This window comes from Terrabacter sp. R4-6, from assembly GCF_057529065.1.
Genome location: NZ_CP197224.1, coordinates 2,501,848 through 2,514,753, shown reverse-complemented (window position 1 = coordinate 2,514,753; position 12,906 = coordinate 2,501,848). Strand labels below are relative to the sequence as shown.

Sequence of the window (12,906 nt, the reverse complement as noted above, 5' to 3'; positions counted from 1 at the left end):
GACGAGACTGGGTCGCATGACTCTTCACGCCGACGACTACCAGGCCTCCCGCAGCCGCTACGACTCCATGACCTACCGCCGGACGGGCCGTTCGGGGCTGGACCTGCCGGCCGTCTCGCTCGGGCTGTGGCACAACTTCGGCGACGACGTTCCCCTCGACCGCCAGCGCGCGACCCTGCGCCGCGCCTTCGACCTCGGCGTCACGCACTTCGACCTCGCCAACAACTACGGCCCGCCCTACGGCAGCGCCGAGCGCAACTTCGGCACGATCTACGCGCAGGACTTCAAGCGCTACCGCGACGAGCTGATCCTGTCGACGAAGGCCGGCTACGACATGTGGCCCGGCCCGTACGGCCAGGGCGGCGGCAGCCGCAAGTACGTCCTGTCCTCGCTCGACCAGTCCCTCGCCCGGATGGGCGTCGACTACGTCGACATCTTCTACTCCCACCGTTTCGACGAGACGACGCCGCTCGAGGAGACGATGGGCGCGCTCGACACGGCCGTCCGCCAGGGCAAGGCGCTGTATGCCGGCATCTCCTCCTACTCGGGCCCCCGCACCAAGGAGGCCGTCGCCATCCTCCGCGAGCTCGGCACGCCGCTGCTCATCCACCAGCCGAGCTACTCGATGCTCAACCGCTGGGTCGAGGAGGACCTGCTCGACGTGCTCGGCGAGGAGGGTGTCGGCTGCATCGCCTTCAGCCCGCTCGCGCAGGGGATGCTCACGAGCAAGTACCTGGGCGGCGTGCCGGAGGGCTCGCGTGCGTCGCAGGACAAGTCGCTCTCGACCGACCTGCTGACCGAGCAGAACCTCACGCACATCCGCGCCCTCAACGAGATGGCGCAGTCGCGGGGCCAGTCGCTCGCGCAGATGGCGCTCGCGTGGATCCTGCGCGACCAGCGCATCACGTCGGTGCTCATCGGCGCCTCGTCGGTCGCCCAGCTCGAGGACAGCCTCGGCTCGCTCGACAACCTCGACTTCTCGCAGGAGGAGCTCGACACGATCGACCAGCACGCGGTCGAGGGCGGCATCAACCTCTGGAAGACCTCCAGCGCCCACTGACCCCTGGGGGTCGTATGCCGTGTCGCCGGGACCGCGCGTCGCCGCGGTCCCGGCCACCGGCCTCTACGTCAGTGCCCCGCCAGGCGGAGCACTGACGTAGAGGACCCGGGCACACGGCATACGCAAGGGCTCCCGCAGCAGCGGCCCACTCGGGACGTCAGTCGTCGAGGTAGCCCTGGACGAACGCGAGGACGTCGGCCCGGTCGGTGCGGAAGACGCCACCGGTGCCGCCGCACGTCGGGTTGATGCCGAAGGACGTGACGCCCGCGACGACGTTGCTCGTGCCGAGGAAGTTCGGGCCGCCGGAGTCACCGAAGCACGTGCCGCCGGTGTTGGCGTTGTTGGACAGCAGCAGCGACTGGGGTCCGGTGAAACCGGTGTTGATCTGGAGCAGGTGCGGGTGCGCGACCATCCGGATGCGCAGCGCCGACTCCTTCCACGAGGCGGCGTCGGGGAAGGCCTTCTGGAGGCCGTAGCCGACGGAGGTGAACGTCGTCGCGCGGCTCGGCTTGAGCGCGTCGAGCTGGTCGGTCGTGGGCAGCGCGCCGTAGGTCGACATGGTCATCGGGGTGTCGAGCACGACGACGCCGACGTCGTGGAGGTAGAAGGCGTCGGGGTCGTAGGACGGGATGGTGTGCGGGGTGCCACCGACCTGGCCCTTGAGCGGGTAGCCGTTGCCGGGTCGCCCGCTCTCGACGTCCGCCTGGAACCAGATCTCGACGTGGGCGGCGGGGGCCTCGGTGCAGTGGCCGGCGGTGAGGTAGACGGTGGAGCTGAGCAGGGTGCCGGAGCAGCGCCACAGCGGGTTGCCGTCGGCATCCTGGGCGACCATGAGCCCGACATAGGGGTGACCGTTGCCGTCGAGCGTGCCGTTGGTGACGGCGCCGGCGGGCGCTGACGCCCCGAGCGCCAGGGCGAGGGTCGCGACGAGCGCGAACCAGATCTTCTTCATGGGTGGACCTTTCGGGGGCGGGCGCGCCGCGGCGCGCAGCTCGTTCCCCGAGGTCTCGCCACGGTAACCCGCCAGGCGGCCCGCGTGGGCCTATTCGTCCGACGGATATGAGGCCGGGTGCCTCACGCGCGGGGCAGCACCGTGAGGACGCGCTCGACGTGGTCGCGGAACTCCTGCATGAAGTCGGTGAGGAACTGCTTCATCGACTCGTCCGTCACGTCGCCGTCGTCGGTGATCGCGCCGGGCTCGAGCCGGATGTAGGCCTCGGGTGAGGTCATCTGGCGGGCGTTGCAGAAGCTGAGCACGGCCCGCAGGCTCTGCTGGGCGAGCGCCGTGCCGATCTGTCCGGGAGAGGCGCCGATGACGGCGGCGGGCATGTGGTTGAAGGAGTTCTGCCCCCAGGGGCGCGAGGCCCAGTCGATGGCGTTCTTCAGGGCGCCGGGGATCGAGCGGTTGTACTCCGGCGTCACGAAGAGGACGGCGCTCGAGGCGGCGATGGCCTCCTTGAGCGCCGTGGCCTCGGCCGGGTAGTCGCTGTCGAAGTCCGGGCTGTAGAGCGGCAGGTTGCCGATCGGGACCTCGGTGAACTCGAGGTCCGAGGGCGCGAGTCGGACCAGCGCCGTGCTCAGGGTCCGGTTGATCGAGGTCGATGACAGGCTGCCGACGAAGTAGCCGACCTGGTACGTGCTCACGATGATCTCCTCGCTCGGGGCCTCCAGTGTCGTCCTCCCGGGAGCCCGCGGCTAGGGCACGGCCCGTCACGGACCCGGCCACACGGCATACCTCAGGTGTTGGGCCGCCAGCCCGGGCCGCGGACGACGAAGCCCCAGCGGTCGCGCCACGAGCGGGCGGCGCGGACGTCGGCCCAGATCGAGGCGTACTCGTGGGTGGCGACGACGAGCGGGTTGTAGGTGCGCAGCTGCTTCGTCAGGCCGTAGACGACGCGCTCGCCCTCGGGCTCGAAGGAGCGGAAGAGGCGGTCCCAGATGACGAGGATGCCGCCGTAGTTGCGGTCGAGGTAGGGGCTGTTCATGCCGTGGTGCACGCGGTGGTGCGAGGGCGTGTTCATGACGTACTCGACTGGGCGCCAGAGCTTCCCGATGCGCTCGGTGTGGAGGAAGAACTGGTAGAGCAGCGAGATCGACTGCTGGAGGAAGATCGCCCACACCGGCACGCCGAGGAGCGCGAGCGGCGCCCAGAACGGGATGCCGCCGAAGGGGGTCCACGTCTGGCGCAGCGCCGTCGAGAAGTTGTAGCGCTGGCTCGAGTGGTGCACGACGTGGCTGGCCCAGAGGATCCGCACCTCGTGGTGGGCGCGGTGGTACCAGTAGTAGGCGAGGTCCTCGGCGAAGAAGATGACGACCCAGACCCACCACAGCGAGGTGTCGAGGCGGAGCGGCGTCACGGCATACAGCGCGGCGTAGACGACGAGCTGCGCTGCCTTGTAGACGATCCCGACGCCGACGCTGCCGATGCCCATGGTGAGGCTCGTGACGGTGTCGCGGACCTCGTAGCCGACCTCGTCGTCGTCGGGCGCGAGCCAGAGCGAGAGCACCTCGATGACGATGAAGGCGATGAAGAAGGGGATCGCCGTGACGATGATGTCGACCATCACGCCCCCTTGGTCACCGGGTCGAGCGTGCGCCCGTCGTCGGTGAGCGAGGCCCAGACGTCAACGGCCTGGGTGAGGATCGCGTCGGCGAGCCGCGCCGCCCCGGCGGCGTCGCCGGTCGCGATGGCCTCGGCGAGCGGCGCGTGCGGGAGCAGGTCGGCGCGGTCGCCGGCGAGGAGCGCGTCCATGACCTCGGGGCTGCCGTCGATGGCGTGGACGAGGGAGTTGAGCGCGAGCCGGAAGGTGAGGTTGCCGCTCGCCTCGACGACGGCGAGCCAGAAGTCGCGGTCGGCGTCGTCGATGTCGGGGCAGCCGTATGCCGCCGCTGCCGCCACGACGCTCGCCCGTGCCGGCTCGGTCGCCCGGGTCGCGGCGAGGCGGGAGGCCTCGACGCCGATGCAGCGTCGCATCTCGAGGCCGTCGCGCAGGATCATCGGGTCGAGCCCGTCGCCCGAGCGGGCGAGGTGGGCGAGCAGGTCGAGGCCGGCGCTGCTGCGCACGTCGAGGACCGTGGTGCCGCCGCCGTGGACGACGCGGACGAAGCCCGCGACCTGGAGGCGCTGGAGGGCCTCGCGGACGGCGTGCCGGTTGACGGCGAAGGAGGCGGCGAGCTCGCGCTCCGGCGGCAGGGAGTCGCCGGGGGCGAAGCGGCCGGTGAGGATCGCGTCGCGCAGCTCGGTGAAGACCTGCTCGGACACGGACCGGCGGGCGACGGGGGTGAATCCGCTCTGACTCATGTCGTCGAGGATGGCACCGCGCACGTCAACTCATCAAGAGGTTGGACCAATTCGTGATGCGGAGCTCGCTTGTAGGTTGGGCGCATGCCGGACACCGACGTCGACATCGCCTGCGCCGACGATGCGCTCAGCATCCAGGAGCGCCTCTACCCGAACCTCCCGTGCTTCGGCTGCGGGCAGGGCAACCCGAAGGGGCTGCAGCTCAAGAGCTACCCGATCGGTGACGGCGGTGGTGCGGGCGGCGTGACGGCGGCGTTCATGCCGTGGCCCGAGCACGACAACGGCCTCGGCTACCTCAACGGCGGCATCATCGGCACGGTCCTCGACTGCCACAGCGCGGCCGCCGTCATGCTCGAGGCCCAGCGCCGGGGCTGGCCGCCGCTGCCGGGCGCCGACCTCTCCTACGTCACGGCCGGGCTCGACGTGCGCTACCTGCGACCGGCTCCCCTGCACGACGAGGTCGAGCTCTTCGCGACCGTCACCAAGGCTGACGAGCCGCAGATGACGGTCGAGGTCGAGCTGCGCTTCGACGGCAAGGTGCGCGCGCAGGCCACCGCCGTCTGGAAGCGCTGGCGCCCGCGCGCCTGAGCTTTAGCCCTGCGCGCCGCCGCCCCTTCGCGGCCCGGGTCGTCGGGCAGGACCGGACCGCAGGGCGAGGGCCTACGGTGGACGCATGAGGCTGCCCACCCGACGTCACGTCCAGCGGAGCCTGCAGTGACCGGCGCGAGCGACCGCGACCGCGACGGGGCCGGGCGACCCCGCCAGGAGCGACCCCGCGATGCTCTCGGTCGACCGCTGCCCTACGGCGCCAAAGGCGTCGAGCCGGTCTCCGAGGAGCCACTCCCGCCGCACGAGACCCTGGCCGCGGCCAAGGCCTTGGTCGAGGAGGGGCGGCCCTTCTCGGCGCACGAGGTCCTCGAGGCCCGCTGGAAGGCCGGGCCCGATGACGAGCGTGACCTCTGGCAGGGCCTCGCCCAGCTCTGCGTCGCCCTGACGCACGCCGCTCGGGGCAACGAGGTCGGGGCTCACCGGCTGCTCGACCGCGGCGTCGACAGGCTCCAGCAGTATGCCGCGAGCGAGGGTCCCACCTACGGGCTCGACCTCACGGCCGTCGTCTCCTGCGCGCGCGACCGGGTCGCGTCGAAGTAGGGGACCCACGGCGTCACCGGGGCGTGATGCGACGGCGCCTCGACCGCAGGCCGGCGGCGGCGGCCCGACGTTTTCGCCGACGACCGGAATCCGGCGACCGAGCATGTCAACCTTCGAGGAGGACGAGCGACTTCTCCCATGACAGGCCCGACTACTCGTCGGAGGTGGGACGTGGTCACGGGAGCGATCCGCATGGAGTCGACAACGACGCAGGGCACGAGGGAGCAGGTCCTGACCACGCTCTTCCGGTCGCACTGCGTCGAGCTGGTCCGGCTCGCCTACTGCCTGCTCGGTGACCGGGAGCGGGCCGAGGAAGCGGTGCAGGACGTCTACCTGTCGCTCTTCCGGCACTGGCCTCCCCGGGACGAGACCTCGGCCCTGGCCTACCTGCGTGCAGGTGTCATCAACCGGTGCCGCTCGGACCAGCGCCGGCTGTACAGCGTGCGGCGTAGTCAGCCGCAGCTCGTCATGCGAGCCGTCGACGAACAGGTCGGGACCGACGCGGCGACCGACGTCGTCGCGCGCGACGAGGCGAGCCGGCTGGCGGAGCAGGTGCGCAGGCTGCCACGCCGTCAGCGGGAGGTCATCACCTGCCGCTACTACCTCCAGCTCAGCGAGCGCGAGACGGCAGACCTCCTCGAGATCGGGGTGGGCTCGGTCAAGCGTCACGCCCATCGGGCTCTGGCCACACTGCAGTCGCGACTGGAGGACTCACGATGAATGCGATCGAGCGCAGGGTGATCGAGGCGCTCCAGACGTATGGGGAGGGACTCGAGATGACAACCCAGGACATCAACCGGCTCGAGGAAGAGCTCGAGCAGAAGCGCGCCGTCAGGCGGTCTGCGAGCACGCAGCGGCGGAACAGGATCTTCCAGGGAGCGGTGGCCGCCTGCGCGGTCACCGGGGTCGTCCTCGGGGCCCTTGCTCTGCGCAGTGATCCCCCGCCGCCGCCTGTTCCAGCGGGCCCGACAGCGGTGACCACGAACGACCTCGCCGGGGTCTGGTCGTACGACGGCTGGCTGTGGACCTTCCATGCCGACGGCAGGCTGACGCAGTCCAACCGGCCGTACGATCCCGACGCACAGACCGACTCAGGCGCGACGTCGAGCACGTACACCCGTACGCCGGACGGCTTCATCCAGCGCTTGGGAGCCGGATCCCAGGCCTGCGACGTCACGTGGAAGGGGACGACCTCGCCCGAGGGCCGCCTTCGCGCCACGCCGACTGAGGAGAGCGGCCCTGGCTGCGAAGCAGCATCCGGTCCGGTGGCTACCGGCGCTCCTGAGGTGTGGGAGTTCACGCGGGTCTCGCCGGTCTCGACGGCAGGTGCCGACCTGGCGCTGCTGTGGCCGACCACTGCGCCCCAACCGTTGCCGAACGTCGCGAAGGTCTACGGCACGTGGCTGCTCCGCGGCTCGGGCACCCTCCTCAGCATCGACCCCTCGGGCGACTACGCCGTCCGCACGTTCGACACCCTGGACCAGCCGCAGACGGGCAAGGCCGCGGTGACGCGTGCGGGGTCGCTGGTCTTCACGCCGACGAGCACCCCTTCGTGCACGGCTCGCTACGAGTCGGTCGTCACCCGCAACGCGACCATGGACGCCACGTCGGCGGCCGGGAGCTGCGCACGCCTCGGAGGCACCACCGACACCTGGATCCGGATCAACTGAGCACCACGCACTCCGGTCGGGCCGCTGTCACTCCCCGACCGGGGTGTCGTGCGCGGGATGGTGGTGGTGGATCGGGCCCTCGGTCGCGGCGAGCCGCTCGCCGGCGCCGCCCCAGCGCAGCGCGATGATCTCGGCGGCGATCGAGACGGCGGTCTCCTCGGGCGTGCGGGCGCCGAGGTCGAGACCGATCGGTGAGCTCATCCGAGCGAGCTCGTCGTCGGTGAGGCCGGCCTCTCGCAGCCGCTCGAGCCGGTCCTCGTGGGTGCGCCGCGAGCCCATGGCGCCGATGTAGGCGACCTCGGGCAGCCGGAGCGCGACCTCGAGCAGAGGCACGTCGAACTTCGGGTCGTGGGTGAGCACGGCGATGACGGTGCGGCTGTCGATGCGGCCCTCGTCGACCTCCGCCTGGAGGTAGTCGTGCGGCCACTTGACGACGACCTCGTCGGCGCCGGGGAAGCGCGTCTTCGTCGCGAAGACGGGCCGGGCGTCGCAGACCGTGACGTAGTAGCCGAGGAAGCCGCCGACCCGCGCGACGGCGGCGGCGAAGTCGATGGCCCCGAAGACGAGCATCCGCGGCTTCGGCGCGTGCGCGGCGACGAAGACCCGCATCCCCTCGCCGCGACGCTCCCCGTCGGGACCGTAGGTGAGGATCGCCGAGCGGCCCTGTGCGAGAAGGCCTCGGGCGTCGTCGCGTACGGCATCGTCCGCGCGCCCGCTGCCGAGCGAGCCGAGCACGGAGGTGTCGGCGTCTCCTTCGTCCGCCCCGTCGGCCTCGGGGTGCACGACGACGCGGCGCCCGATCCACGTGGGCTCGGGGTGCTCGATGACGGTGACGACGGCGACGGGCCGTCCAGCGGCGATGTCGGCGGCGACGTCGCCGAGCTCGGGGAAGGTCTCGCAGTTCACCTTCTCGACGAAGACGTCGAGGATGCCCCCACAGGTCAGCCCGACGGCATACGCGTCGTCGTCGCTGACGCCGTAGCGCTGGAGCACGGGCTTGCCGGTCTCGACGACCTCCTGGCTCAGCTCGTAGACGGCGCCCTCGACACAGCCACCGGAGACGGAGCCGACGGCCTCGCCGCCGGGGCCGACGAGCATCGAGGCGCCGGCCTGCCGCGGCGCCGAGCGCCACGTGCCGACGACGGTGCCGACGCCGACGGTCTCTCCGGCCGACCACCACTGCATCAGCTCGTCCATCACCTCACGCACGGGCCACCACCTCGATCAGCTCCTCGAACGCCGCGAGCGAGTGCCCTGCGACGAAGTCGTCGATGTGCGGCAGGGCCGCAACGATCCCCTGCTGCACCGGCTCGTAGCCGACCTTCCCGCGGTGCGGGTTGGCCCACACGACCCGGTGCGAGAGGGCGCCCAGGCGGCGCATCTGCTCACCGAGCACCTCCGGACCCTCGCGTTCCCAGCCGTCGGAGAAGACAACGACGACGGAGCCCCGGGCCATACCCCGCCGACCCCAGCGGTCGAGGAAGGCGCCGATGGCCTCGCCGAGGCGGGTGCCGCCCGACCAGTCGGGGACGACGCGTCCGGCGGCGGCGAGCGCCCGGTCGGGGTCGCGCTCGGTGAGCGCCCGGGTCACGTGGGTCAGGCGGGTGCCCATGGTGAAGACCTCGACGTGGGGCACCGTGCGCACGAAGACGTGGGCGAGGCGGAGGAGGCTGTCGGCATACGGGCTCATGGAGCCGGAGACGTCGATGAGCAGGACGATGCGGCGCGGGCGGGTGCCGCGGCGGCGGTGGTGGATGCGGCCGGGCTCGCCCATCCGGCGCAGCTGCTCGCGGAGCGTGGCGGGGCCGTCGACGGTGCCGCTACTCGCGCGGACGTGGCGGCGGGCGCGGCGCAGCGGCGAGCGCGGGTCGAGGCTCGCGAACATCCTTGCGGCGGCGGCGCGGTCGGCGGCGTTGAGGCTCGCGACGTCACGGTGGCGCAGCACCTCCTGCGCGCTCGCCTTGGCCTGGATCGTGTCGGCCTCGCCGTCGCCGGCCTCCCCCTCGGTGTCGCCGAGCGGCGCCTGGCGCACGGGCGGGCGCTGGATGTCGACGCGGCGCCCCTGCGGGATGGACTCGCCGCCGAACCACCGCTCGAAGATCTCGTCGTATGCCGGGAAGTCCGCGGGAGTGGACGTGAGGGTCGAGCGCCCGGCCCAGTAGACGCCCGCGCGCTCGCCCATGCCGACGGTCGCCGTGGCGACGAGGAAGGTGCGCTCGCGGTCGGCGGTGACGTTGACGCCGGCGGCACGCAGGGCGCGGGCGAAGCCGAGGAGCAGCTCGTCGACGTCGGGCTCGCCGGTGGGGGTTGGGGCCGGGCGCGCGGCGGTCGGGGTCATGCGGTGAGCAGCTTGTCGAGCGAGGCGCGGATCCTCTCGGAGTCCTCGCGGTACTTCAGGGCGGCGCCGAGGGTGGCGGCGGCGACCTCGGCGTCGAGACGGGTGGCGCCGACGGTCTCGAGGGCGCGCGCCCAGTCGAGCGTCTCGGCGACGCCCGGGGGCTTGATGAGCTCGCCGCTCGTGCGGAGGCGCTGGACGAGGGTGACGATCTGCTCGGCGAGTGCGGCGCTCACCTCGGGGAGGCGGGTGCGGACGATCTCGAGCTCGCGGGCCAGGCCGGGGTGGTCGATCCAGTGATAGAGGCAACGGCGCTTGAGCGCGTCGTGCAGCTCGCGGGTGCGGTTGGAGGTGAGGACGACGATCGGCGGGGTTAGGGCAGCGATGGTGCCGAGCTCGGGAATCGTCACCTGCCACGTGCTGAGCACCTCGAGGAGGAAGGCCTCGAACTCGTCGTCAGCGCGGTCGATCTCGTCGATGAGCAGGACGCACGGGGCTTCGCGGAGGGCCTGGAGCACGGGGCGGGCGAGGAGGAAGCGCTCGTCGAAGAGCTCGGCCTCGAGTGCCTCGGCGTCGTGGTGCTCCTCGCGGGACAGGGCCTCGACGGTGCGCAGGTGGAGGATCTGCCGCGGGAAGTCCCAGTCGTAGAGGGCCTGCGTCGCGTCGATGCCCTCGTAGCACTGGAGGCGGATGAGCTTGAGGTCGAGCGCCTGGGCGAGGCCCTCGGCGAGGGCGGTCTTGCCGGTGCCGGGCTCGCCCTCGAGCAGGATCGGCCGGTTCAGCCGGGTCGCGAGGAAGGTGATCGTCGCGAGCGCGTCGTCGGCGAGATAGCCCGTGCCGCCGAGGGCGGTCGTGACGTCGTCGGCACTGGTGAACAGGTGATCCATCCCCTGAGCATCACTCATCGACGGGGCTTGCGGAAGCGGAGGGCCTCTTCAGCGGGACGTGTCGAGCTCTTCAGAGGTGTCGACGTCGCGGCCCGTCGCGAGGTCGCCACACTCGACGAACTCGTGCGCTGTGGTGCGGAAGTAGTGGCGGGCGCCGTGGTCGCCGCTGGCCGAGGCGATGACCTGCTCCCAGTGGTCGCGACCGATGAGCGCCGGGTGCCCGGGCACGCCTCCGTATGCCGCCCGGCGGAGGGTTGCGCGGAGCTCCTGGCCGGTGGGGGCTGGGGTGTCGGCAGGGTTCGGCAGCTCGACGGCGTGCTCGTCGGGGTCGGAGTGCGGCGAGTGGTCGTTGTCGACATGGCCCGGGGCGTCGAGCACACGGGCGACGACCTCGGGCGTCAGGTCCGGGAGGTCGACGAGGGTGACGAGCACGGCGTCGACGCAGCCCTCGCCCTCGTAGGTGGAGCGAGTGAGAGCCGTGAGGCCGGCGCGGAGGGAGGCGCCCATGCCCTCGTCCCAGTCGGGGCAGGGGACGACAGCGACGTCGCGGCCTAGGGCGGTGACGATGGCAGTGACTTCCTCGGCAGCGGCACCGACGACGACGGTGATGCCGGAGCAGCCGCCGGAGTGAAGCAGGGAGACAGCCCGCTCGACGAGCGTCGGCTCGTCAGGGTGGCGGCGAACCAGAGCCTTCGGGCCGCCCATGCGCCTGCCGGCGCCCGCAGCAAGGACGAGCCCGCGTACGTGGGCCGCCCGTCCATGCACGGCAGCCGGGTGGGGTGCGGTGTCGCTCTCGCTCACATCCGGAACGTACCCGGCGGGATGCATCTGATTGCGGAGGCGGAGTTGCTCAGATCGCCGCGTGGCCCATGTTGATGAGCAGCCTTATCTCGTTGTGGAGCGGACCCTTGTCGGTGGACGGCGCCTGCGTGTACTGCTCGGCGAGCGTCAGGATGGCGTGCCCGACGTCCGCGATCGGGAACCTGACCGGCGCGGGTGGGATGGGCATGAGCGCAGCGGACTGGTGCGGCACTGCCAGAGCCGCCACGGCGACGAACAGTGCGATCGATGCACGGCGTCGGAATCGCCTCGGACCATACTGCTTCACCGCTGCGGGCGTGGCGCCTGCGGTGAAGGACTGTGTGCCACAGGGACTTTGGCTTCCATTCGTGGTGGTCATCGGAGTCCACCTCCAGTCCTACGAGAACTCCGGATTCCCCAATGTGGGCCGTCCACGGCGCCATGTCTGTGCGCACGGGAACACACTGATCAGAGCGTGGCGGAGCATGCGAGAGGGGGCGGCCGACTGCGGCAGAGACATCCCCGTCGTCACGGAGCGGTGGCGACCCGTCGCGGTCACACGACATGGAACTCGATCCGATGGACCAGGGTGTCGTCGTCGATCGGCCCCGAGTGCGCCGCCCGGTCACGGAGAGCCTCGAGGTCGGTCTCGCCCGAGGCGCGCACGTCCTCGTCCGTCACGGCGGAGAAGGGCACGACCTCCATGGAGTCGACCTCTATGACGACCCCCGCGGTCCGGTATCGGCCCCCGGCCTTGACCTGCGGACGGTCCCACCGACGGATCGTGACGGTGATCTCCCCGCGGGCGACCGCGTCTCGTAGTTCACGACTGAACATCACATCGACACGCTACGTCGCACCGTCAGCGCTCAGCTCCGTTCAGTGCAGGGGCAGTTCGGCTCTCGAGCCGTTGACGAGCAGCAGGGCGCGGTCGAGGTGTGCCCTGTAGACGCGCAGCGGGGCTGGCTCCTGCACCTGGCGCAGCGACCAAGTGTTGCCCCCAGCTGCCACAGACGCCGTAGAGAATGCAGCCAACGCCGCTTCGAGCTCGTCGGCCGACACCTGCTCCGCGCGCGCCGCAAGCTGGAGCCCTTCCCCGGTGTCGGCCGGCTGCCTGCTGTCGAAGACGCTGATGCCCACCTCGGGCCTCTCGCGGAGATTGATCGAATGCTGCGCCTCGGGTCTCGAGAGCCAGATGAGCTCGACGTCGAGCCGATCCGTCGACGGTGAGCGCAGGGCGGCGCAGAACCAGACGGTCGATGCCCACGGCCGGCCGCTCGCGTCCGCGGTGGCAAGTGTCATGTACTGAATGTCGTCGAGAAGCGCTGTGGCGATCCGTAGGCGGTGGCCGACGGCATCCTGCAGGTCCGATGGCGGCACATACATGTCCCGAGTATCCCTGCCTCTCCAGCAGCGATCAGCAGATTCGCTGTCGTCCTCGGCCAAGACACCGCGGCCGATGCGCACCCACAACTGCCGTGCTGACTCCAGCTACACGCGAAAGGCACGACGCCCATTCCGCCGCGAATCGGGCGAGGTCTCTAGCCCGCTCTCACCCGCGCTCGGACCAGAGGTGCAATCTCGGCAGCATCAACCACAGCACAGCGGGCTGTCGGGAACCGTCTGTCCGGTCATGTGCCCGGGTGACCCTCGCACCTTGGCCGTCTGAGCCCAGCCTCTCGAAAGCTGCTCGGTCGCTGCAT

At 71.1% G+C, this 12,906-nt stretch carries 16 protein-coding genes; 5 read left to right on the top strand and 11 right to left on the bottom strand.

From position 1 onward, the window contains the following. Positions 1–16 precede the first annotated feature (16 nt). Entirely contained in the window at positions 17–1,060 is a 1,044-nt protein-coding gene (mgrA, locus tag ACSSS0_RS11765) for an L-glyceraldehyde 3-phosphate reductase (RefSeq protein ID WP_487228102.1), read from the top strand. Between the two features lie 157 nt (positions 1,061–1,217). Here the strand turns inward: mgrA and ACSSS0_RS11760 are convergent, their stop codons facing one another. The 4 genes from ACSSS0_RS11760 to ACSSS0_RS11745 form a co-directional block, all read right to left on the bottom strand. After that, positions 1,218–2,012 (bottom strand): trypsin-like serine protease, encoded by a 795-nt coding sequence (locus ACSSS0_RS11760; protein ID WP_487228101.1) that lies wholly within the window; start codon positions 2,010–2,012, stop codon positions 1,218–1,220. A 122-nt stretch (positions 2,013–2,134) separates the two neighbouring features. After that, a complete protein-coding gene (locus ACSSS0_RS11755; RefSeq protein ID WP_487228100.1) occupies positions 2,135–2,704 on the bottom strand; it encodes an NADPH-dependent FMN reductase in 570 nt (189 codons plus the stop codon). Positions 2,705–2,796: 92 nt separating this feature from the next. After that, positions 2,797–3,624: a sterol desaturase family protein gene (locus ACSSS0_RS11750; protein WP_487228099.1), complete on the bottom strand. Its 828-nt coding sequence runs from the start codon at positions 3,622–3,624 to the stop codon at positions 2,797–2,799. After that, the gene (locus ACSSS0_RS11745) at positions 3,624–4,361 is read right to left on the bottom strand and encodes a FadR/GntR family transcriptional regulator (protein ID WP_487228098.1); all 738 of its coding nucleotides are present in this window, start codon (positions 4,359–4,361) and stop codon (positions 3,624–3,626) included. Before ACSSS0_RS11745 ends, ACSSS0_RS11750 begins: the two co-directional genes overlap by 1 nt. Positions 4,362–4,445: 84 nt before the next feature. Here ACSSS0_RS11745 and ACSSS0_RS11740 point away from each other — a divergent pair, with 84 nt between their 5' ends. The 4 genes from ACSSS0_RS11740 (at position 4,446) to ACSSS0_RS11725 (ending at position 7,180) form a co-directional block, all read left to right on the top strand. Continuing rightward, positions 4,446–4,949, top strand: a complete 504-nt coding sequence (locus ACSSS0_RS11740; RefSeq protein ID WP_487228097.1) for a PaaI family thioesterase — start codon at positions 4,446–4,448, stop codon at positions 4,947–4,949. A 126-nt stretch (positions 4,950–5,075) separates the two neighbouring features. Continuing rightward, on the top strand, positions 5,076–5,510 hold the full coding sequence (locus tag ACSSS0_RS11735) for a DUF309 domain-containing protein (protein ID WP_487228096.1): 435 nt from the start codon (positions 5,076–5,078) through the stop codon (positions 5,508–5,510). A gap of 192 nt (positions 5,511–5,702) precedes the next feature. Next, positions 5,703–6,230, top strand: a complete 528-nt coding sequence (locus ACSSS0_RS11730) for an RNA polymerase sigma factor (RefSeq protein ID WP_487228095.1) — start codon at positions 5,703–5,705, stop codon at positions 6,228–6,230. Between the two features lie 56 nt (positions 6,231–6,286). After that, the gene (locus ACSSS0_RS11725) at positions 6,287–7,180 is read left to right on the top strand and encodes a hypothetical protein (protein ID WP_487228094.1); all 894 of its coding nucleotides are present in this window, start codon (positions 6,287–6,289) and stop codon (positions 7,178–7,180) included. Positions 7,181–7,207: 27 nt separating this feature from the next. Here the strand turns inward: ACSSS0_RS11725 and ACSSS0_RS11720 are convergent, their stop codons facing one another. The 7 genes from ACSSS0_RS11720 to ACSSS0_RS11690 form a co-directional block, all read right to left on the bottom strand. Next, positions 7,208–8,389, bottom strand: a complete 1,182-nt coding sequence (locus tag ACSSS0_RS11720) for an XdhC family protein (protein WP_487228093.1) — start codon at positions 8,387–8,389, stop codon at positions 7,208–7,210. After that, positions 8,382–9,518: a vWA domain-containing protein gene (locus tag ACSSS0_RS11715; RefSeq protein WP_487228092.1), complete on the bottom strand. Its 1,137-nt coding sequence runs from the start codon at positions 9,516–9,518 to the stop codon at positions 8,382–8,384. Before ACSSS0_RS11715 ends, ACSSS0_RS11720 begins: the two co-directional genes overlap by 8 nt. Further along, positions 9,515–10,402, bottom strand: coding sequence for an AAA family ATPase (locus ACSSS0_RS11710; protein WP_487228091.1), 888 nt, complete (start codon positions 10,400–10,402; stop codon positions 9,515–9,517). Before ACSSS0_RS11710 ends, ACSSS0_RS11715 begins: the two co-directional genes overlap by 4 nt. A gap of 48 nt (positions 10,403–10,450) precedes the next feature. Beyond that, positions 10,451–11,203, bottom strand: coding sequence for a nucleotidyltransferase family protein (locus tag ACSSS0_RS11705; protein WP_487228090.1), 753 nt, complete (start codon positions 11,201–11,203; stop codon positions 10,451–10,453). A gap of 49 nt (positions 11,204–11,252) precedes the next feature. Further along, positions 11,253–11,411: a hypothetical protein gene (locus tag ACSSS0_RS11700; protein ID WP_487228089.1), complete on the bottom strand. Its 159-nt coding sequence runs from the start codon at positions 11,409–11,411 to the stop codon at positions 11,253–11,255. A gap of 347 nt (positions 11,412–11,758) precedes the next feature. After that, entirely contained in the window at positions 11,759–12,040 is a 282-nt protein-coding gene (locus tag ACSSS0_RS11695; protein ID WP_487228088.1) for an ASCH domain-containing protein, read from the bottom strand. 42 nt (positions 12,041–12,082) lie between these two features. Further along, positions 12,083–12,589: a pyridoxamine 5'-phosphate oxidase family protein gene (locus ACSSS0_RS11690; RefSeq protein WP_487228087.1), complete on the bottom strand. Its 507-nt coding sequence runs from the start codon at positions 12,587–12,589 to the stop codon at positions 12,083–12,085. Positions 12,590–12,906: the final 317 nt, after the last annotated feature.

Coding starts and splice junctions, on each gene's coding strand:
- ACSSS0_RS11725 (WP_487228094.1), top strand. CDS start 6,287: ATGACAACCCAGGACATCAACCGGCTCGAGGAAGAGCTCGAGCAGAAG.
- ACSSS0_RS11740 (WP_487228097.1), top strand. CDS start 4,446: ATGCCGGACACCGACGTCGACATCGCCTGCGCCGACGATGCGCTCAGC.
- ACSSS0_RS11715 (WP_487228092.1), bottom strand. CDS start 9,518: ATGACCCCGACCGCCGCGCGCCCGGCCCCAACCCCCACCGGCGAGCCC.
- ACSSS0_RS11745 (WP_487228098.1), bottom strand. CDS start 4,361: ATGAGTCAGAGCGGATTCACCCCCGTCGCCCGCCGGTCCGTGTCCGAG.
- ACSSS0_RS11730 (WP_487228095.1), top strand. CDS start 5,703: ATGGAGTCGACAACGACGCAGGGCACGAGGGAGCAGGTCCTGACCACG.
- ACSSS0_RS11750 (WP_487228099.1), bottom strand. CDS start 3,624: ATGGTCGACATCATCGTCACGGCGATCCCCTTCTTCATCGCCTTCATC.
- ACSSS0_RS11690 (WP_487228087.1), bottom strand. CDS start 12,589: ATGTATGTGCCGCCATCGGACCTGCAGGATGCCGTCGGCCACCGCCTA.
- ACSSS0_RS11700 (WP_487228089.1), bottom strand. CDS start 11,411: ATGCCCATCCCACCCGCGCCGGTCAGGTTCCCGATCGCGGACGTCGGG.
- ACSSS0_RS11695 (WP_487228088.1), bottom strand. CDS start 12,040: ATGTTCAGTCGTGAACTACGAGACGCGGTCGCCCGCGGGGAGATCACC.
- ACSSS0_RS11760 (WP_487228101.1), bottom strand. CDS start 2,012: ATGAAGAAGATCTGGTTCGCGCTCGTCGCGACCCTCGCCCTGGCGCTC.
- mgrA (WP_487228102.1), top strand. CDS start 17: ATGACTCTTCACGCCGACGACTACCAGGCCTCCCGCAGCCGCTACGAC.
- ACSSS0_RS11710 (WP_487228091.1), bottom strand. CDS start 10,402: ATGGATCACCTGTTCACCAGTGCCGACGACGTCACGACCGCCCTCGGC.